Source organism: Curtobacterium sp. ME-Dv--P-122a, from assembly GCF_030209645.1.
Taxonomy (GTDB): Bacteria; Actinomycetota; Actinomycetes; order Actinomycetales; family Microbacteriaceae; genus Curtobacterium; species Curtobacterium flaccumfaciens.
The window spans coordinates 708,837-727,937 of record NZ_JARVRO010000006.1; the positions used below are offsets into that span (position 1 = coordinate 708,837).

General features: G+C 71.0%; 18 protein-coding genes. 15 read left to right on the plus strand and 3 right to left on the minus strand.

What is annotated here, in order from left to right:
- Positions 1 to 6: 6 nt before the first annotated feature.
- From truA to glmM, 6 genes are all read left to right on the plus strand, one after another.
- Positions 7 to 915 carry a tRNA pseudouridine(38-40) synthase TruA gene (gene truA, locus QRN49_RS08410; RefSeq protein WP_284755120.1) on the plus strand — a complete coding sequence of 303 codons (909 nt, stop codon included), beginning with the start codon at positions 7 to 9 and terminating at the stop codon, positions 913 to 915.
- The gene (locus QRN49_RS08415) at positions 912 to 1,655 is read left to right on the plus strand and encodes an MBL fold metallo-hydrolase (RefSeq protein WP_111092225.1); all 744 of its coding nucleotides are present in this window, start codon (positions 912 to 914) and stop codon (positions 1,653 to 1,655) included. The genes truA and QRN49_RS08415 overlap by 4 nt, the downstream gene beginning before the upstream one ends.
- An 84-nt stretch (positions 1,656 to 1,739) precedes the next feature.
- Complete coding sequence (locus QRN49_RS08420; RefSeq protein ID WP_284755121.1) at positions 1,740 to 4,835, plus strand: ExeM/NucH family extracellular endonuclease; 3,096 nt, start codon at positions 1,740 to 1,742, stop codon at positions 4,833 to 4,835.
- A 329-nt stretch (positions 4,836 to 5,164) separates the two neighbouring features.
- Positions 5,165 to 5,611, plus strand: a complete 447-nt coding sequence (gene rplM / locus QRN49_RS08425; RefSeq protein ID WP_027466717.1) for a 50S ribosomal protein L13 — start codon at positions 5,165 to 5,167, stop codon at positions 5,609 to 5,611.
- Between the two features lie 37 nt (positions 5,612 to 5,648).
- Positions 5,649 to 6,134, plus strand: coding sequence for a 30S ribosomal protein S9 (gene rpsI, locus QRN49_RS08430; RefSeq protein WP_027466716.1), 486 nt, complete (start codon positions 5,649 to 5,651; stop codon positions 6,132 to 6,134).
- A 22-nt stretch (positions 6,135 to 6,156) separates the two neighbouring features.
- Positions 6,157 to 7,530, plus strand: a complete 1,374-nt coding sequence (gene glmM, locus QRN49_RS08435; protein WP_071406153.1) for a phosphoglucosamine mutase — start codon at positions 6,157 to 6,159, stop codon at positions 7,528 to 7,530.
- Between the two features lie 93 nt (positions 7,531 to 7,623).
- On the opposite strand, the gene coaA is transcribed toward glmM, so the two are convergent.
- The 3 genes from coaA to QRN49_RS08450 all read right to left on the minus strand — a co-directional run bounded on the left by coaA (position 7,624) and on the right by QRN49_RS08450 (position 10,357).
- Positions 7,624 to 8,568, minus strand: a complete 945-nt coding sequence (gene coaA / locus QRN49_RS08440) for a type I pantothenate kinase (protein ID WP_111046473.1) — start codon at positions 8,566 to 8,568, stop codon at positions 7,624 to 7,626.
- Between the two features lie 105 nt (positions 8,569 to 8,673).
- Positions 8,674 to 9,159 (minus strand): glutathione peroxidase, encoded by a 486-nt coding sequence (locus QRN49_RS08445; protein WP_071245463.1) that lies wholly within the window; start codon positions 9,157 to 9,159, stop codon positions 8,674 to 8,676.
- A 10-nt stretch (positions 9,160 to 9,169) separates the two neighbouring features.
- Positions 9,170 to 10,357, minus strand: a complete 1,188-nt coding sequence (locus QRN49_RS08450; RefSeq protein ID WP_111032253.1) for an ATP-binding protein — start codon at positions 10,355 to 10,357, stop codon at positions 9,170 to 9,172.
- A 116-nt stretch (positions 10,358 to 10,473) separates the two neighbouring features.
- Here QRN49_RS08450 and glmS point away from each other — a divergent pair, with 116 nt between their 5' ends.
- The 9 genes from glmS to tsaD all read left to right on the plus strand — a co-directional run bounded on the left by glmS (position 10,474) and on the right by tsaD (position 19,065).
- On the plus strand, positions 10,474 to 12,321 hold the full coding sequence (gene glmS, locus QRN49_RS08455) for a glutamine--fructose-6-phosphate transaminase (isomerizing) (protein ID WP_284755122.1): 1,848 nt from the start codon (positions 10,474 to 10,476) through the stop codon (positions 12,319 to 12,321).
- An 8-nt stretch (positions 12,322 to 12,329) separates the two neighbouring features.
- Positions 12,330 to 12,725 (plus strand): holo-ACP synthase, encoded by a 396-nt coding sequence (locus tag QRN49_RS08460; RefSeq protein ID WP_284755123.1) that lies wholly within the window; start codon positions 12,330 to 12,332, stop codon positions 12,723 to 12,725.
- A complete protein-coding gene (alr, locus tag QRN49_RS08465; RefSeq protein WP_182709125.1) occupies positions 12,722 to 13,825 on the plus strand; it encodes an alanine racemase in 1,104 nt (367 codons plus the stop codon). Before QRN49_RS08460 ends, alr (QRN49_RS08465) begins: the two co-directional genes overlap by 4 nt.
- On the plus strand, positions 13,822 to 14,988 hold the full coding sequence (alr, locus tag QRN49_RS08470; protein WP_164941159.1) for an alanine racemase: 1,167 nt from the start codon (positions 13,822 to 13,824) through the stop codon (positions 14,986 to 14,988). The genes alr (QRN49_RS08465) and alr (QRN49_RS08470) overlap by 4 nt, the downstream gene beginning before the upstream one ends.
- Entirely contained in the window at positions 14,985 to 15,494 is a 510-nt protein-coding gene (gene tsaE / locus QRN49_RS08475; RefSeq protein WP_284755124.1) for a tRNA (adenosine(37)-N6)-threonylcarbamoyltransferase complex ATPase subunit type 1 TsaE, read from the plus strand. The genes alr (QRN49_RS08470) and tsaE overlap by 4 nt, the downstream gene beginning before the upstream one ends.
- A gap of 273 nt (positions 15,495 to 15,767) precedes the next feature.
- Positions 15,768 to 16,814, plus strand: coding sequence for a Fic family protein (locus QRN49_RS08480; protein ID WP_258366982.1), 1,047 nt, complete (start codon positions 15,768 to 15,770; stop codon positions 16,812 to 16,814).
- A gap of 31 nt (positions 16,815 to 16,845) precedes the next feature.
- On the plus strand, positions 16,846 to 17,481 hold the full coding sequence (gene tsaB / locus QRN49_RS08485; RefSeq protein ID WP_284755125.1) for a tRNA (adenosine(37)-N6)-threonylcarbamoyltransferase complex dimerization subunit type 1 TsaB: 636 nt from the start codon (positions 16,846 to 16,848) through the stop codon (positions 17,479 to 17,481).
- A complete protein-coding gene (gene rimI, locus QRN49_RS08490) occupies positions 17,478 to 18,023 on the plus strand; it encodes a ribosomal protein S18-alanine N-acetyltransferase (RefSeq protein ID WP_111023299.1) in 546 nt (181 codons plus the stop codon). Before tsaB ends, rimI begins: the two co-directional genes overlap by 4 nt.
- Positions 18,010 to 19,065, plus strand: a complete 1,056-nt coding sequence (tsaD, locus tag QRN49_RS08495; protein ID WP_111023300.1) for a tRNA (adenosine(37)-N6)-threonylcarbamoyltransferase complex transferase subunit TsaD — start codon at positions 18,010 to 18,012, stop codon at positions 19,063 to 19,065. The genes rimI and tsaD overlap by 14 nt, the downstream gene beginning before the upstream one ends.
- Positions 19,066 to 19,101: the final 36 nt, after the last annotated feature.

Genomic DNA, 19,101 nt, shown 5'->3' on the forward strand with positions numbered 1-19,101 from the left:
GGTCACGTGGACGAGACGGTCGGCTTCCAGGACCCCGACAGCACGGGCGACGTGCGGCTCCGGCTGGACATCGCCTACGACGGGGCGGCGTTCTCCGGGTGGGCCCGGCAGCCCGGACTCCGGACCGTCCAGGGCGCCCTCGAGGCCGCACTCGCCACCGTGTTCACCCGCTGGGGCGAACCGCCGTTGCTCACCGTCGCCGGACGCACCGACGCCGGGGTGCACGCCACCGGGCAGGTCGCGCACCTGGACCTGTCGGCAGAACAGTGGGCAGCGCTGACCACCAAGCGCGGGTCGGGCCGGTCACCGCTCGACGGGCTGCTCAAGCGGGTCAACGGCATCGCGGCACCCGAGGGGGACGTCGTCGTCACCGGAGCTTCGGTGGCGCCCGCCGGGTTCGACGCGCGGTTCTCGCCGCTCTGGCGCCGGTACGAGTACCGGATCGCGGACGCCGACGCCCCGCGCGATCCACGTCGACGTGGGCACACGGTCTGGCACGCGGCACGGCTCGATCCGGCAGCGATGGAGCGCGGTGCGCTGACGTTGCTCGGGCTGCACGACTTCGCGACGTTCTGCAAGCCGCGCGAGGGGGCGACGACCATCCGGACGTTGCAGCAGTTCCGCTGGGACCGCGAGCCGGACGGCGTGCTGGTGGCGCGCCTCCAGGCCGACGCCTTCTGCCACTCGATGGTGCGGGCCATGGTCGGCGCGACCATCGCCGTGGGCGAGGGCCGCTTCGGCCCGGACCGCCTCGAGGAACTGCGCGTCGCCGAGGAACGCACGAGCGCCTTCAAGACGGCGCCGGCGAAGGGACTGACCCTGACCGAGGTGGGCTACCCGGCGGACGCCGAGCTCGCGGAGCGGGCGGAGCAGACCCGGGCCCGACGGTCGGCGGACGGTACCGTCGAGGGATGAGCCCGCGCGAACCCCGTTCCGTCGTGTCCGTCGCCCCCGGAGTCGTCTTCGTCGAGGGCCCCGTGTCCAACTGGGTGGTGCTGGCCGAGGAGGACGGCGTCGCGCTGATCGACGCCGGGTACCCGGCCGACACCGACCTCGTGCTCGACACCGTGCGCGCCGCCGGGCACGACCCGGCCGACCTCCGTCGCGTCTACGTGACGCACGGACACGTGGACCACGTCGGCGGCATCCCCGGGATCCTCGAGCGGTACCCCGACGTCGAGGTGCTCGCCCACGCCGACGAGCTCGCCAACGTGCGCGGACCCGAGCGGCAGCAGGTCACCCCGGCGGAGATCGGCGGCCGGCTCGCCAGCCCCCGCGTGCTCGCCTGGCTGGCACGGGCGATCCGCTCCGACGCCCTCCGACCGACCACCGTCCCGTCCGCTCGGGCGTTCACCGGTGCGGACTTCGCAGGCCGGGCGATCGCACCGTTCCCGGCCGTCGGCCACACCGACGGCTCGACGGCGTACCTGCTGCCCGCGGCGGACGCGATCGTCACGGGCGACGCGGTCGTCAGCCGGCACGACACCCAGCCCGGGTCGTGGGCCCCGCGGCCGCGGATGATCACACCGTTCTTCACCGCCGATCAGGACCGCGCGCTCGAGTCGGCACGGGCGCTGCCGTTCCCGGCCCTCGTGCTGCCGGGACACGGACCGGCCGTCCGACGTGTGGGCGGGACCTGGCTGCCGATCGGTTGATGTTGCCGATCGGCTGATGTTGCCGAACGCAATCATTTACCTCGACGCAACCTGAACGACCCCGCAGGTCGGTAGCGTGCGGGCATGGCCAACACCCTCGGGCGCACTCTGCTGTGCGCCACGGCGGCCGCGACGCTCCTCGCGGCCCCACTCGTCACCGTCACCGCAGCGACCGCGAACCCCGAGGGGACCGACCTCGTCATCGAGGAGGCCTACCTGAAGGCGGGGAGCAAGGGCGCTTTCTACAACGAGAAGTTCGTCGAGATCGGCAACCCGACCGACGCCGCCGTGTCGCTCGCCGGGTGGTCGCTCCAGTACCGCTCCGCCACGGGTACCGGCACGTTCTCGGCCAGTGCACTCCAGGGCATCGTGCCGGCGAAGGGCACCTTCCTGGTGTCGATGGCAGGCAACGGCGGGGCCACCCCGGCCGGCGAGGACCTGCCCGCCGCCGACGACACCGCGACGCTCAACCCGTCGGGCACCACGGGCACGCTCGTGCTGTCCGACGCCACGGCACCCCTGGCGCTCGCCGCCGGACCCGTCACCACCGGCACCGACGGCGTGGTCGACCTGCTCGGCTACGGCGCCTCGAACACGTTCGAGTCGGCCGTGCGCACCGTGACCGGGGACAACTCCGTGCCGAACGGCCTGGTCCGCCAGGGCACCACGGACACCGACGTCAACGGTGCGGACTTCTCCGTGACGACGACGCTCACCCCGCGGAACGCCGCGGGCGAGACGACGGCACCGACCGAGCCCACGGAACCGACCGACCCGGGTGACGGCGGGACCCCCACGCCCGGCACACCCGCCGAGACGGTGACCATCGCCCAGCTGCAGGGCACCACGGACACCTCGCCGTACGCCGGCAAGAGCGTCACGACCGACGGCGTCGTCACCGCGGTCTACGGCCCCGGCGGCTTCAACGGCTACACGATCCAGACCCCCGGCACCGGCGGCGCCATCGACCTCGGCGCCCACACCGCGTCCGACGCGGTGTTCGTCTTCTCGTCCGCCACCGCCGGCCTGGTGCACGAGGGCGACCACGTGCGGGTCACCGGCGCCGTGTCCGAGTACTTCGGCCTGACCGAGCTCACGGTGTCCGGTGCCGCGTCGCTGCAGCAGCTCGACGACACCGTCGCGGCACCGCAGCCCGCCGCGGTCGCATTCCCGTCGTCCGACGCCCAGCGCGAGTCGCTCGAGAGCATGCTCGTCGCTCCCCAGGGCGCGTACACGGTCGCCGACAACTACACGACGAACCAGTACGGCGAGGTCGTGCTCGCCAGCGGCACGAAGCGCCTGATCCAGCCGACCGAGGTCAGTCGCCCGGGCAGCGCCGAGGCGAAGGCCGTCGAGGCCGACAACGCCGCGCGCAAGGTCACGCTCGACGACGGTGCGAGCACCAACTTCCTGACCCAGGCGAACCAGGGCATCCCGGTGTCGTGGCTCACCCAGGGCCCGGTCACCGTCGGTGCCGCCGCCACCTTCACCGAGCCGGTCGTCCTCGACTACCGCAACAACGGGTGGAAGTTCCAGCCGACCGCGCCGATCACGGGTGCGACCCCGGCCGCCGACCTGCCGGCGTCGTTCTCGAAGGTGCGCCAGCCGGCACCGCAGGACGTCGGAGGCGACCTGAAGCTCGCCGGCTTCAACGTGCTCAACTACTTCCCGACCACGGGCGACGAGCTCACCGGCTGCAAGTACTACACGGACCGCGCCGGTGACCCCGTCACGGTGAACTCCGGCTGCGACGCCCGCGGCGCCGCCGAGCAGGAGGACTTCCTGCGCCAGCAGGTCAAGATCGTGAAGGCCATCAACGGGCTGGACGCCGACGTCGTCTCACTCGAGGAGATCGAGAACTCCGTCCGCTTCGGTCAGGACCGCGACGCCGCCGTGGCCACCCTGGTCGACGCGCTCAACGCCGCGACCGGCCAGGACACCTGGGCCTACGCGAAGTCCCCGGCCGTCGTGCCCGCGAGCGAGGACGTCATCCGCCTCGCCCTCATCTACAAGAAGGACCGCGTCGAGCCCGTCGGCGAGTCGACGATCCTGCTCGACGACGCGTTCACGAACGCCCGCCAGCCCGTCGCGGACGCGTTCCGCCCGGTCGGCGGCACCGCGGACGACGACTTCCTGGTGATCGCGAACCACTTCAAGTCCAAGGGCTCCGGCACCGGCGAGAACGCCGACCAGGGTGACGGGCAGGGAGCGTCGAACGCCGACCGCGTCGAGCAGGCGAAGGCCCTCGTGACCTTCTCCACCGACATGCAGGAGCAGTACGGCACCGACAAGGTGTTCATGCTCGGCGACTTCAACGCCTACAGCAAGGAGGACCCGGTGGTGGTCCTCGACGAGGCCGGCTACACCGACCTCGGCCCGGCGCTCGACAGCTCCGAGTACTCGTACGTGTTCTCCGGCCTGAGCGGCTCGCTCGACCACGTGTTCGCGTCGAAGGCCGCGCTCGAGACGGTCACGGGCGTGGACATCTGGAACATCAACTCGGTCGAGTCGGTGGGCCTGGAGTACAGCCGCTACAACTACAACGCGACGAACCTGTACACCGACGACGTGTACCGGGCGAGCGACCACGACCCGATCCTGGTCGGGTTCGACCTGGACGCCGCGGGCACCGACCCGGGCACGGACCCGACGCCGGGGCCGACGCCGACGCCGGTGCCGACGCCGACGCCGGTGCCGACTCCGACGCCGACCCCGACTCCGGTGCCGCCGGTCGACGGGATCACCCCGCCGAGTGCTCCGGTGGCGCCGTCGGAGTCGCTGTTGACGGAGGCGAGCCGTGGCGGGGTGTCGGCTCCGGCGACCGCTCGTGCGGGGGAGACGATCACGGTGACGGTGGGCTCGGCTTCGGCCGGTGACACGGTCAACGTGTGGTTGTTCTCGGAGCCGACGCTGATCGGCACGGCTGTGGTGGCTGCTGACGGGACGGTTCGCGTCACGATCCCGGCGGACACCGTCGCTGGTGCGCATCGGCTGGCGGTGACGGCTGCTGACGGGAGCCTGATCGGGTGGACCCCGATCACGATCACCACCGATGGGCAGCTCGCGTTCACGGGCGCCGCCGGGATGGGTGCCGGTGCGCTGGTGGCGTTCCTGCTGCTCGCGGCGGGAGCGGGCGTGCTGATCGTGCGTCGCCGACGTCGGACTGTGGCTGCGGAGTAGTCCCCACGCCCCACGGGGGCACTTCGTGAGCAGGAATGGTCGGGTTCGCACAGCGGACCCGACCATTGCTGCTCACGATGGGCGGTGGGGGTGCCCCAGGGCGGACGGGAGGCGCGGTGCGGGGCCGCCCCGCGCCTCCAGGCCGGCAGTCGGCCGCGTTTGACCGACGGACCCCGCGTCGGCTAGGCTCTCACCTTGGTCTGTGCGCCCCGCGCGCGGACAGTCAGATGAGCCCTCCAACCGAGGTGTTCCCCGTGCTTCTGCCCGTGGAACTCCCGACCGGAGTGGGATTCACGGACTCCTCACCTCGACACGAAAGCAGCACTCCTGTGACTCGCACGTTCTCACCGAAGCCGGCAGACGTCCAGCACGACTGGATCGTCATCGACGCCACCGACGTCGTCCTCGGCCGTCTCGCCACCCACGCCGCGGCGCTCCTGCGCGGCAAGCACAAGGCCACCTTCGCCCAGCACATGGACATGGGTGACTTCGTCATCATCGTGAACGCCGACAAGGTCGCCCTGACCGGTTCGAAGCTCGCGAAGAAGGTCTACTACCGTCACTCGGGTTACCCGGGCGGCCTGACGGCGACCTCCTACCCGGAGATGCTCGAGAAGCACCCCACCCGCGCCGTCGAGAAGGCGATCCGCGGCATGCTGCCGAAGAACACCCTCGGCCGCGAGCAGCTCAAGAAGCTGAAGGTCTACGCCGGCGCGGAGCACCCGCACGCCGCGCAGCAGCCCAAGCCGTACATCTTCGACCAGGTCGCACAGTAGTTCCGGCCACGACGACTTCAAGGACACGAAAAAACTCATGGCTCAGATCGCTGATTCCCTCGACCAGACCCCGGAGAGCTTCACCACGGAGAGCGCACCCGCCGCTGCCGAGGCCGCTCCCCGTCAGATCCTCAACGTCTCCGGCGGTGCCGTCGGGCGCCGCAAGGAGGCCATCGCGCGCGTCCGGCTCGTCCCGGGCTCCGGCACGTTCGTCGTGAACGGCCGCACGCTCGAGGACTACTTCCCGAACAAGCTGCACCAGCAGCTCATCAACGACCCCTTCAAGGTGCTCGAGCTCCTCGGCTCGTACGACGTCGTCGCCCGCATCACCGGTGGTGGCCCCTCGGGTCAGGCCGGCGCGCTCCGCCTCGCCATCGCCCGCACCCTGAACGAGATCGACCGCGAGAACAACCGCGCGACCCTCAAGAAGGCCGGCTTCCTCACCCGTGACGCCCGCGTCATCGAGCGCAAGAAGGCCGGTCTCAAGAAGGCCCGCAAGGCTTCGCAGTTCTCGAAGCGCTAGACGTCACCGGCTGAAGATCGCAATGCCGCGTCTGTTCGGTACCGACGGGGTTCGTGGTCTCGCCAACGGCGAGCTGACGGCCGCGCTCGCACTGGGTCTTGCCCAGGCGAGCGCGGCCGTCCTCACACACGGACACCATGCCGACGCCCGCCGGGCGTCGGGTCGACCGCGCCCGCGCGCGGTCCTCGCGCGTGACCCGCGCGTCTCCGGCGAGTTCCTCGGTGCCGCCGTCGCGGCCGGGCTCGCCTCGGCCGGCGTCGACGTGCTCGACGCCGGGGTCATCCCCACCCCCGCCGCGGCGTTCCTCGTCGCGGACATCGACGCCGACTTCGGCGTGATGATCTCCGCATCGCACAACCCCGCTCCCGACAACGGGATCAAGTTCTTCGCCACGGGTGGTCGCAAGCTGCCGGACGAGGTCGAGGACCGCATCGAAGCGGCCATGCACGACCACTCCGCACCCACCCCCACCGGCATCGACGTCGGGCGCATCTCGCGGTTCGCCGACGCCGAGGACCGCTACGTGGTGCACCTGCTCGGCACGCTGCCGCACCGGCTCGACGGCATCCACGTCGTGCTCGACTGCGCGAACGGTGCCGCCGCCGGCGTCTCGCCCGAGGTCTTCGTCAACGCGGGAGCCCGCGTGACGCTCATCGGCGCCGACCCCGACGGCTGGAACATCAACGACGGCGTCGGTTCGACCCACATCGACAACCTCGCCCGCGCGGTGCTCGAGCACGGTGCCGACGTCGGCATCGCGCACGACGGGGACGCGGACCGCTGCCTGGCGGTCGACGCCGCGGGCAACGCGATCGACGGTGACCAGATCATGGCGATCCTCGCGCTGTCGCTGCAGGAGCGCGGACGGCTGAAGGACGACACCCTCGTCGCGACGGTCATGTCGAACCTCGGGCTGAAGCGCGCCATGGCCGACGCGGGCATCACCGTGATCGAGGCCGGCGTGGGCGACCGCTACGTGCTCGAGAAGATGACCGAGGGCGACTACTCCATCGGTGGCGAGCAGTCCGGCCACATCATCTTCAACGAGTTCGCCACCACGGGTGACGGCATCCTGACCGGGCTGCACCTGGTCGCCGAGATGGCGCGCACGGGCAAGACCCTGCAGGAGCTCGCCTCGTGCATGACGGTGTTCCCGCAGGTGCTGCTCAACGTCCGGGGCGTCGATCGTCACGGGCTGGCCGACCAGGGCGTGCAGGACGCCATCGCTGCCGCCAGCGAGGCGCTCGGGGACAGCGGCCGCGTGCTGCTCCGCCCGTCGGGCACCGAGCCGGTCGTGCGCGTGATGGTCGAGGCCGCTTCGCAGGACGACGCCCAGCGCATCGCCGAGGAGCTCGCCGCCGTCGTGCAGGACCGCCTGGCGCTCGACGCCGCGTAGGTTCCCCTCCGCCGCTCACGGAACCAGGTTCCGGACACAGCACCGCGTTCTTCCGTGGTGTGGTGTCCGGAACCTGGTTCCGGGCGTCTCCGCTCAGATCTTGCGGAGCAGTACCGAGTTCACCTTGTGGTTCGCGCCCTTCTTCAGCACCAGGGTGGCGCGGGAGCGCGTGGGCAGCACGTTCTCGAGCAGGTTCGGCTCGTTGATCGCCCGCCAGACCTCGGTCGCCGTCCGGACCGCGTCCTCACGCGAGAGCGAGGCGAACCGGTGGAAGAACGAGTCGGGGCTCGAGAACGCCTCTTCCTGCAGGGCGAGGAACCGGTCGACGTACCAGGACTCGATGTCCTTCGTCTTCGCATCCACGTAGATCGTGAAGTCGAACAGGTCGGACAGCGCGAGCCGCCCGTGCACCGGCGGCGCCAGCACGTTGAGGCCCTCGACGATGAGCACGTCGGGCTGCCGGACGACGATCTCGGCATCGGGCACGATGTCGTAGACCAGGTGCGAGTAGTACGGCGCGCGGACCTCGGTCGCCCCGCTCTTCACCTGGCTCACGAAGCGCAGCAGGGAGCGGCGGTCGTACGACTCCGGGAAGCCCTTCCGGTCCATGATCCCGCGGCGCTCGAGCTCGGCGTTCGGGTACAGGAAGCCGTCGGTCGTCACGAGCTCCACCCGAGGGGTGTCCGGCCAGCGCTTCGTCAGCTCGCGCAGCAGGCGGGCCACCGTGGACTTGCCGACCGCGACGGAGCCCGCGACGCCGATGACGAACGGCGTGCGCCCGGCGCGCTCCCCGAGGAACCGGCTCGTCTCGGCGTGCAGGTTCCGCGCGCCGGCCGCGTAGAGCGTGAGCAGGCGGGACAGCGGCAGGTAGACCTCCTGCACCTCCTGCATGTCCAACCGGTCGCCGAGACCGCGCAGCTGCACGATCTCGGTCTCGGTGAGCGACAGGTGCTCCTTCGGGGCGAGCTGGGACCACTCGTCACGCGGGATCTCCACGAACGGGGTCGGGTGCGCGACGGCGGTCTCCGAGAACGGCATGGGATCGAGCGTACAGACGGGAGGCCCGGGGCACGTGAGCCGACCGGCTCACGTGCCCCGGGCCTCCAGTCCAGTGCTCGGTGCGCGTCCGCAGGACGCGACGCGTCAGGCGGGGAGGGCCGCCTCGATTGCGGCGACGACCTCGGGGGCGTCCGGCTTCGTGGTGGGGCGGAAGCGCGTGACGGTGCCGTCGGGGGCGACGAGGAACTTCTCGAAGTTCCAGGCGACCCGACCGGCCTTGCCGTCGGCGTCCGGGGTCTCCTTGAGGGCCTGGTAGAGCGGGTGGGCGCTCTTGCCGTTGACCTTGACCTTCTCGGACATCGGGAACGTCACGCCCCACGTGGTGGAGCAGTACTCGTCGATCGCCTCGGACGAGCCGAGCTCCTGCAGGAACTGGTTGCTCGGGAAACCCAGCACCGTGAACCCGCGGGGGCCGTACTGCTTCTGCAGGGCCTCGAGCTGCTCGTACTGCGGGGCGAGGCCGCACCGGGAGGCGACGTTCACGACCAGTACGGCCTTGTCGGCGTAGGCGCCGAACGTGGTGTCCTCGCCGTGCAGCGTGGTGATGGCGATGTCGTCGAAGCGTCCCATGGCCCGGACGCTAGTCCACGATGTCGAGATCGGCCTGACGGCGGACGAACTCGCCCATGTTCGGCACCGTGAACGCCACCTTGCCGCGCTCGGGCGCGTAGATGATGCCCTTCTCGATCAGTCCCTGTCGTGCCGGGCTGGTTCCCTTCGGTTCCGCGCCGAGGCGCGATGCCACGACGGCAGTCCCGGAGACGCCGGCCGGATCGTCCGACATCGCCACGAGGTACTGCCGCTCCGCAGGCGTGGCACGGTCCCAGCGGGCCGGGAAGAAACCGCTGTCGAGTTCTGCGTTGCCGCGGTCGACGGCAGCAGCTGCGTCATCGTGGGTGATCCGTCGGTCGGCCGCGAGGTCCCACGCCGCCGCCCCGTAGGTCTGGAGGTAGTACGGGTACCCGCCCGAGGCATCGATGAGGAGATCGAGCGCCGCGGCGTCGAAAGTCACCCCGGAGCGGGCGGCCGGAACCGTGAGCGCGTCAGCGGCTGCTCCCGACGGGAGCGACCCGATCTCCCGGTAGTCGAAGAGGCGCTCGGCGTAGGACCGGGCCGCCGTCAGCTTGGCCGGTACGTTCGGCAGACCGGCCCCGACCATCACGAACGGCCAGCCACGTTGTCCGGCCCGATGCTGGACGGACAACAGCGCAGAGAGCAACTCGAGGTCGAGGTCCTGGACCTCGTCGATGAAGAGTGCGAGCGCCCGGTTCTGCTCCCGCAGCGCGGGGGCGAGGTCCTCGACGAGTTCCTCGAGATCGATCTCGATGACGCCGGAGTCCGCGCGACCCTCGACGGCGGAGAACCCCAGGTCGAAGCCGATGTTCCCGAAGTGCACACCGAACGACGTGACCGTGCCGAGCGCGCGCTGCACGGCTGCGCTGACCGAGCGGCCGCGGGCGAGGCGACGTGCTGCGAGCGCGATCTCTCGCGCGAGCCTCCGTCGAGCACCCTCTCGGCCGGACACGCTCGTCTGCCCTTCGACGTCGACCACCAACCACTCCGCGGCGTCAGCCTGCATGCGGAACTGGTTCAGGAGGACGGTCTTCCCGACCCCACGCAGCCCGTGGAGGATCATGCTCCGCGTTCCGAGCGCGCGCCGCGACCGTGCCACGACGAGGTCGAACGCCTCGATCTCAGCGTCGCGCCCGACCAGCTCAGGAGGGCGCAGGCCGGCGCCTGGCGAGTACGGGTTCAGTGCGGCGTGCATCGAGGAGATTCTACGCTTGTCTAACGGATTCCGCAGAATGGCTCCGACTGTGCTCGAGTCGTTCCCCTCGGTCGCTTCGCAGGGTCGGCGTCCAGGCAGACCGTAGGATCGGTTCCATGTGTGGAATCGTCGGCTACGTCGGCAGCAACAGCAGCCAGGACGTCCTCCTCGGTGGCCTCCGTCGCCTCGAGTACCGCGGCTACGACTCGGCGGGCATCGCCGTCGTCGACCCAGCCGGAGACCTCGTGTCGGCCAAGAAGGCCGGCAAGCTCCAGGCCTTGGTCGACGAGCTCGAGTCGTCGCCCATCCCGGACGGCACGACGGGCATCGGGCACACCCGCTGGGCGACCCACGGTGGCCCGACCGACGGCAACGCCCACCCGCACCTGGCCGACGGCGACAAGCTCGCCCTCATCCACAACGGCATCATCGAGAACTTCTCCGAGCTCCGCGCCGAACTGCAGGCCGAGGGCATCGAGTTCCGCAGCGAGACCGACTCCGAGGTCGCCGCGCACCTGGTCGGACGGGCCTTCCGCGACACCGGTGACCTGACCGCAGCCATGCAGCAGGCCGTGCACCGGCTCGAAGGGGCCTTCACGCTCCTCGTCGTGCACGCCGACCAGCCCGGCGTCGTCGTCGGTGCCCGTCGCAACTCGCCCCTGGTGGTCGGGCTCGGCGACGGTGAGAACTTCATGGGCTCGGACGTCGCCGCCTTCGTCGCCTACACGCAGCGCGCGCTGTCGATCGGGCAGGACGAGATCGCCACGATCCGCCCCGACGGCGTCGACGTCATCCACTTCGACGGCACCCCGGCCACGCCGACCGAGTTCGAGGTCAACTGGGACGCCTCCGCCGCCGACAAGGGCGGCTGGAGCTCGTTCATGGCGAAGGAGATCAGCGAGGAGCCCGAGGCCGTCGCGAAGACGATCCTCGGTCGCGTCCACGACGGCGCCGTCACGCTGACCGACCTCGACCCGATCGCCGAGCGCCTGGCGACCGTCGACCGCGTCATCGTGATCGCCTGCGGCACCGCCGCCTACGCCGGCATCCTCGGCAAGTACGCCATCGAGCAGTGGGCCCGCATCCCGGTCGAGGTCGAGCTCGCGCACGAGTTCCGCTACCGCGACCCGGTGCTGAACGAGCGCACCCTGGTCGTCTCGATCAGCCAGTCCGGCGAGACCATGGACACGCTCATGGCCGTCAAGTACGCCCGCGAGCAGGGCGCGCAGGTCCTGTCGATCTGCAACACCCAGGGCGCCACGATCCCGCGTGAGTCCGACGCCGTGATCTACACGCACGCCGGACCCGAGGTCGCCGTCGCGTCGACCAAGGCCTTCATCGCCCAGGGCGTCGCGCTCTACCTGCTCGGGCTGCACCTGGCGACGCTGCGCGGCACGCTCACCTCCGAGCAGATCGCCGAGCAGGTGGCCGAGCTCGAGGGGCTCGCCCCGAAGCTGCAGCAGACCATCGAGGACGCCGCCGGCATCAAGGACCTGGCGCGCTGGATGGCGGACACCCGGAGCGTGCTGTTCCTCGGCCGCCACGTCGGCTACCCGATCGCACTCGAGGGCGCCCTCAAGCTCAAGGAACTCGCGTACATCCACGCCGAGGGCTTCGCCGCCGGTGAGCTCAAGCACGGCCCGATCGCCCTGATCGAGCCGGGCCAGATCGTCTTCGTCATCGTGCCCTCGCCGCGCGACCCCCGATCGCTGCACCCGAAGGTCGTCTCGAACATCCAGGAGATCCGCGCACGCGGTGCCCGGGTGATCGCGATCGCAGAAGAGGGCGACGCCGCGGTGCTGCCGTTCGCCGACGAGGTCCTGCGGATCCCGCTGGCGACCCCGCTGTTCGAGCCGCTGCTCGCCGTGGCACCGCTGCACATGTTCGGCATGGAGCTCGCCGCGGCCAAGGGCCTCGACGTCGACCAGCCACGCAACCTCGCGAAGTCGGTCACCGTCGAGTAGTCGCGACGGTGATCATCGGGATCGGGGTCGACGTGGTCGACCTGGAGCGGTTCGAACGGGTGCTGGAGCGCACACCGGCGATGCGGGCGCGGCTGTTCACGCCGTCCGAGCAGGTCCGTGACGGCGAACCCCGGCCGATCGCGTCCCTCGCCGCACGGTTCGCTGCCAAGGAAGCCCTGATCAAGGCCTTCGGGTCGAGTGCCGGGCTGAGCTGGCAGGCCCTCGAGGTCGTGTCCGACGACCAGCGGAACCCGTCGCTCACCCTGCACCAGGGGGCCCGGCAGGTGGCGGACGCGCGTGGCGTGACGAGCGTTCACCTGTCGCTCTCGCATGATGGAGGGATCGCGACCGCGTTCGTGGTCCTGGAAGGAACAGACGTGGTCCTGGAAGGAACTCCCCGGTGAGTGCGTTCACCGGCATCACCGTCGATCGCGGAGCCCTGATCGAGAACTACGCGACGATCGCCGAGCGGGTCGCCCCGGCCGGGGTCATCGCGGTGGTCAAGGCGAACGCCTACGGCCACGGGGCCCTCGACGCCGCGCAGGCCTTCGTGGACGCCGGTGCCGAGTGGCTCGGGGTCGCCGACATCGACGAGGCCGTCGCGCTCCGTCAGGGCGGCATCGACGAGGGGGTCCGGATCCTCGCGTGGCTGCACGCCCCCGACGAGGACTTCCGTCGCGCCGCGCAGTTCGACGTCACGCCCGCGGTGTCGAGCGTCGAGCAGCTCTCCGCAGCAGCCGACTCCGACGTCCGCGCCGTGCACCTGTGCGTCGACACCGGCCTGAGCCGGAACGGTGCGGTCGAGTCCGAGTGGGCCGAGCTCTTCGCGACCGCCGGCGCCCTGGCCCGCGGCGGCAACCGCACCCGGGTCGAGGGGCTCATGTCCCACCTGTCGAACGCGTCGCGCACCGACGACCTCGACCAGGACGCCGCACTGCAGCGGGCGCTGGACGGCCTCGCCGCGAACGGCATCGTGCCGGACGTGGTGCACCTCGCCGCGAGTGCCGCGAGCATCGCCGTGCCGGAGACCCGCCACGACCTGTCCCGTGTCGGACTCGCCCTGTACGGGCTGAGCCCCTTCGACGGTCGCACCTCTGCTGATCTGGGGCTGCGCCCCGCGATGCGGGTCACCGCCGCTGTGCTCCGCACCGTGCCGGTCGCCGCGGGCGACGGCGTCTCCTACGGCTACACGTGGCGCGCCGAGACGGACACCCGTCTCGCCGTGATCGGCCTCGGCTACGCGGACGGCTTCGACCGCGACTTCGGCAACCGGGTCTCGGTGCGGATCGGCGACCGGACGTTCCCGGTGGTCGGACGCGTCGCGATGAACGCCATGCACGTCGACATCGGCGACGCCGACGTCCAGGTCGGTGACGAGGCGGTGCTGTGGGGCGACCCCGCGAACGGCGACCCCGCCGTCGAGGACTGGGCCGACGCCATCGGCACGATCAACTATGAGGTGGTCGCCCGGATCGGCCGCAGCGTGGAACGGAGGACGACGTGAGCTCCGCACCGCTGCGTCAGGCGCGCATCGACCTCGACGCCTACCGGGCCAACCTCGACCGTGTCCGCGAGTGGATGGACCCGGTCGCCGTGATGGCGATCATGAAGGCCGACGCCTACGGGCACGGCCTCGAGCCGATCGCGCTCGCCGCCGTCGACGCCGGCATCCGCTGGATCGGTGTGCTGACGGTGCCCGCGGCCCTGCGCCTGCGCTCGATCGGCGTCGGCGAGGACGTCCACCTGTTCACCTGGCAGCACGACCCCGACCTGGACTTCCGTGACGCCATCGACTCGGCCGTCGACCTCGGCGTCTCGAACGTCGCCGAGCTGCAGCGCATCATCGACGCCGTCGACCAGCGACCGGCCCGGGTGCACCTCGGCGTCGACTCCGGCCTGCACCGCGACGGCGCGACCCCGGCGGACTGGCCGGCGCTCGTCGAGCTCGCCCGGGACGCCCAGCGGAACGGCCGCATCGAGGTCGTCGCCGCGTACACGCACCTGGCCGAGGCGTCCGACCACGAGGACAGCGCCGCGGTCGCCGTGTTCGACGCCGCGATCGAGATCGCCGAGGACCTGGGGCTCGACGTCCCGATGGAGCACGTCGCCGCGTCGCTCGCGGGGCTGGAGCGCAAGGAGTTCCGCAAGGACATGGTCCGGATGGGTGCGAACCTTTTCGGCATCCCCGGAGCCGACGGCGTCTCGGCGGCCGACCTCGGACTCGAGCCGGTGATGACCCTGACCGCGTCGGTCGCGAAGACGAAGCGCGTCCCCGTCGACACCGGCGTCTCCTACGACTACACGTACCGCACGGCGACCGAGACGACCCTGGCGCTCGTGCCCGTCGGGTACGCCGACGGGGTCCCGCGTCTGGCGCAGGGACGCATCGAGGTCGCGATCGGCGGCAAGCGCTACCCGATCGCCGGCCGCGTCGCGATGGACCAGTTCCTGGTGGACGTCGGCGAGGACGACGTGCAGACCGGCGACACCGTCGTGCTGTTCGGCACCGGCGAGCACGACGAGATGACCGTGCTCGAGTGGGGCGCAGCGCTCGAGACCATCGGTGAAGAGATCGTCTGCCGGATCGGCAGCCGTGTGCCCCGGTTCTACGAGGGCCACGACATCGAGGGACGGGTCGGGGAGTACCTGCGGGGCGAGCGGCCGTGACCGAGTCGGCGCGCGTCCTGCTCGACACCACCGTCGACGGCACCGAGGCGATGGGGGAGCTCGGTGCCCGGCTGGCCGCCGTGCTGCGCGCGGGGGACCTCGTCGTGCTGACCGGACCGCTCGGTGCCGGCAAGACGACCCTGACGCGCGGGCTCGGGGCCGCACTCGGCGCGCGCGGCCAGGTGTCCAGCCCGACCTTCGTCCTCGCCCGGACGCACCCGACGACCGCCGGCCCCGACCTGGTGCACGTCGATGCCTACCGTCTGTCCGACCCGGTCGAGCTCGACGACCTCGACCTCGAATGGGACGCCGCCATCGTCGTCGTCGAGTGGGGCCGCGGCATGGTCGACGGCATCAGCGACAGCGTGCTCGACGTCGAGATCACCCGTGCCACCGGTGCCGATGACGCAGCCGCCGACGACACGGACCCGGACGACGTGCCCGACGAGCCCCGCCGCGTCGTCGTCACCGCCACCGGTCCTCGCTGGGAAGGCGTGGCTTTCTGACCCAGTACCGATGACCAGGCGTGGTGCCGACGATCCAAGAGGTCGCCAGCGACGTCGACATCGTTCGCCGTGCGATCACGACGGACAACGCGCAACTATTGGAAGTTCCGTCGGAACTTATAACTCAAAGCCCATTTTGCTTATGATGACAGGATGCGCCGAGAAGACTTCCGATCAGAACGCTTCGGCACACTCGCCACGCGTCCGTTGTCGGAGTGGCCACACGCCTACTTCCTCCCCGCGCCGTTACCACGTGAGCTCGTCCTCGAGCCGATGACGAACGCCGCAGTGTCCCGCGCGGACATCGCGATCGGTCGGCTTGCCGGGCTCGGGCAGCTCATCCAGGAACCAGAACTCCTGCTCGGCCCGTCCATGGCGCAGGAGGCGCTGGCGAGTTCGCGCATCGAGGGAACCCAGGCGTCACTGAGCGATGTGCTCAGCGTCGAGAACGACGACGAGATCCTCGACGAGGATCTCCGCGAGGTGGACAACTACCTCCGGGCCGCCCGCGAAGGAGTGGCGCTCCTCGCAGATCTCCCCATCACCCAACGGTTCATCTGTTCGCTCCACGAGACCCTGATGCGGGAGGTCCGTGGGGACGAGAAGTCGCCCGGTGAGCTTCGTCGCTCACCAGTGTGGATCGGATCTCCGAACGCTCGACCGGAGACTGCCCGGTTCATCCCGCCGCACCAGGACCACCTTCCCGAGACCCTTGACGACTGGGAGCGTTTCGTCAACGCACCACTGGACTCGATGTCGGTCACGGTGAAGTGCGCCCTGATGCACTACCAGTTCGAGACGATCCACCCGTTCCTCGACGGCAATGGTCGGATCGGGCGCCTCCTGATCGGGTTCTCGCTGATCGCAGACGGCATCCTGCCCGCGCCGATCTTGCACATCTCGGGGTACTTCGAACAACACCGAACCGAGTACTACGAGCGGTTGCAGGCCGTTCGGGAGCGCGGAGAGGTCAACGAGTGGATCCAGTTCTTCGCCGAGGCGGTGACCGTCCGAGCGAATGACAGCGCCGAGCGGATCCGGAAGCTCGTGGAGATCCGCGAGCGGTACCGCCTCGCTGCGCGGACGGAGCGTTCGGCGCTCCCCGGGCTCGTCGACGTGATCTTCAAGAACCCCGTCCTCACGGTGGCGTCGGTCCGGAGGGCGCTCGGCGTGTCACAGCCGACGGCATCCGCGTTGCTCCGTCGAGCCGAGGAGTACGGCTGGCTCCGGTCACTCGGGCGAGCGGGCAGAGGCGGTCGCGAGCGCTGGCGTGCCGACGAGATCTGGAACGCGGTCGCTGGCAGTCTCGACGAGGACTGACGCCTTGCCCCGCCCCGCCTACGATGGACGGGTGCTGCTCGCGATCGACACCTCCGCCGGGACCTCCGTCGCCGTCGTCGACCCGGCCACCGGCCAGGCCCTCGCGACCCGCGACACCGAGGACAGCCGCCGGCACGCCGAGGTGATCGGCCCGTTCCTCGCCGAGACCCTCGCCGAGGCCGGCATCACCGGCTCCGACGTCACCGGGGTCGTCGCCGGCATGGGCCCGGGCCCCTTCACCGGCCTGCGCGTCGGCATCGCCGCCGCCCGCACCTTCGCCGCGGCCCGCGGCGTCCCCGTCCTGCCCATCGTCAGCCACGACGCGGTGGCCCTCGACCAGCGCGACTCGGGCACCGCCGGACCGTTCGTCGTCCTCACGGACGCACGCCGCCGCGAGGTCTACTGGAGCGCCTACGATGCCGACGGCGTCCGCGTGGCCGGCCCCGGACTCGCCAAGCCCGCCGATCTCGACGACGCGATCCGCGACTCCCGGCCCGCAGCGGTGGGCTGGGACCGCGTGACGGTCGCGTCCATCCCGGCCTGGAGGCTCGGCTCGCTCGCCGCGGACCGGCTCGCGTCCGGTGCGGCGTTCGACCAGGACACGCCCCTGTACCTGCGCGACCCCGACGTCACGGTGCCGGGTGCGCCCAAGCGGGTGAAGCAGTGACCCTGCCGGACGGGCTCCGCCTGCGGCGAGCACACCCGCAGGACCTCGACGACATCATGTGGCTCGAGCACGTCTCGTTCCCGACGGACGCCTGGTCGGCGTCGCAGATGTCCGGTGAGCTGTACTCACCGCACGGGTACTACGTCGTGATCGAGACGGCCGACGACACGTCCGCGCCGCTGGTCGTTGGGTACGCCGGCCTCTCGTCGCTCGCGGGCAACCCGGTGGCCGACGTGCAGACCATCGCCGTCGCCGCGGACCAGCGCGGCAAGGGGCTCGGGCGGGTCCTGTTCACGGAGCTGCTCGACGAGGCCCGGCGCCGCGGTGTGCGCGAGGTGTTCCTCGAGGTGCGCGCGGACAACCCCGTGGCGCAGGCGATGTACACGGCGTTCGGGTTCGAGCACATCGCGACCCGACCGCGCTACTACCAACCGGACGGCGTCGACGCGTGGGTGATGCGGGCAGAGCTGCCCGGCCCGGACGCCGAGCGGTCGTCGGGCGTCGGACCCATCGGACAGGAGGCCCTCGGTGAGCGCGACTGAACCACTGGTGCTCGGCATCGAGACGAGCTGCGACGAGACCGGCGTCGGCATCGTGCGGGGGAGCACCCTGCTGGCGAACGTGATCGCCTCGAGCATGGACGAGCACGCGCGCTACGGCGGGGTCGTGCCCGAGGTCGCCGCACGGGCCCACCTGGAGGCGATGACCCCGACGCTGCACGAGGCGCTCGAGCGTGCCGGCGTCACCCTCGACGAACTCGACGCCGTCGCGGTGACCGCCGGGCCGGGCCTGGCGGGGGCGCTCATGGTCGGGGTGGGAGCCGCGAAGGCGCTCGCCGTGGCCACGGGGAAGCCCCTGTACGGCGTGAACCACCTGGTCGGGCACGTCGGGGCCGACGTGCTTCGCGAGGACGGCAGCGAGATCGAGCTGCCGACGATCGCGCTGCTGGTCTCCGGCGGTCACACGTCGCTGCTGCTGGTGCGGGACCTGGTCGGCGACGTCGAACTGCTCGGCGAGACGATCGACGACGCGGCGGGCGAGGCGTTCGACAAGGTCGCGCGGCTGCTCGGACTGCCCTACCCCGGCGGCCCGCAGATCGACCGGGCTGCGGCCGAGGGCGACCCGACGGCGATCCGGTTCCCCCGCGGACTGACGCTGCCGAAGGACATGGCCGCGCACCGGTACGACTTCTCGTTCTCGGGGCTCAAGACCGCCGTCGCACGGTGGGTCGAGCGCTGCCGCGACGAGGGCCGCGAGGTGCCGGTGGCCGACGTCGCCGCGAGCTTCCGCGAGGCCGTCGTCGACGTCCTGCTGACCAAGGCCCTGAACGCGTGCCGCGACACCGGGGTCGACCGGCTGCTGCTCGGCGGTGGGGTCGTCGCGAACGCCCGACTGCGACAGGTCGCCGAGGAGCGCTGCGCGGCCGCTGGCGTGCGGCTCCGGATCCCGCCGTTCGACCTGTGCACCGACAACGGCGCGATGATCGCCGCCGTCGGTGCCCGACTCGTGGCCGAGGGGCACGCGCCGAGCGACCTCGGCATCGCGGCGGACTCGACCCTGCCGGTGACGACCGTCCAGGTCTGACCAGGTCTGACCAGTTCGGCCCCGGTCCTTCTTCGG

Excerpts from the sequence above, each read along its gene's own strand:
- QRN49_RS08420 (WP_284755121.1), top strand. The coding sequence starts at position 1,740 with ATGGCCAACACCCTCGGGCGCACTCTGCTGTGCGCCACGGCGGCCGCG.
- coaA (WP_111046473.1), bottom strand. The coding sequence starts at position 8,568 with ATGCCGTTCTCGGAGACCGCCGTCGCGCACCCGACCCCGTTCGTGGAG.
- QRN49_RS08450 (WP_111032253.1), bottom strand. The coding sequence starts at position 10,357 with ATGCACGCCGCACTGAACCCGTACTCGCCAGGCGCCGGCCTGCGCCCT.
- glmM (WP_071406153.1), top strand. The coding sequence starts at position 6,157 with ATGCCGCGTCTGTTCGGTACCGACGGGGTTCGTGGTCTCGCCAACGGC.
- glmS (WP_284755122.1), top strand. The coding sequence starts at position 10,474 with ATGTGTGGAATCGTCGGCTACGTCGGCAGCAACAGCAGCCAGGACGTC.
- QRN49_RS08480 (WP_258366982.1), top strand. The coding sequence starts at position 15,768 with ATGACGAACGCCGCAGTGTCCCGCGCGGACATCGCGATCGGTCGGCTT.
- QRN49_RS08415 (WP_111092225.1), top strand. The coding sequence starts at position 912 with ATGAGCCCGCGCGAACCCCGTTCCGTCGTGTCCGTCGCCCCCGGAGTC.
- QRN49_RS08445 (WP_071245463.1), bottom strand. The coding sequence starts at position 9,159 with ATGGGACGCTTCGACGACATCGCCATCACCACGCTGCACGGCGAGGAC.
- rpsI (WP_027466716.1), top strand. The coding sequence starts at position 5,649 with ATGGCTCAGATCGCTGATTCCCTCGACCAGACCCCGGAGAGCTTCACC.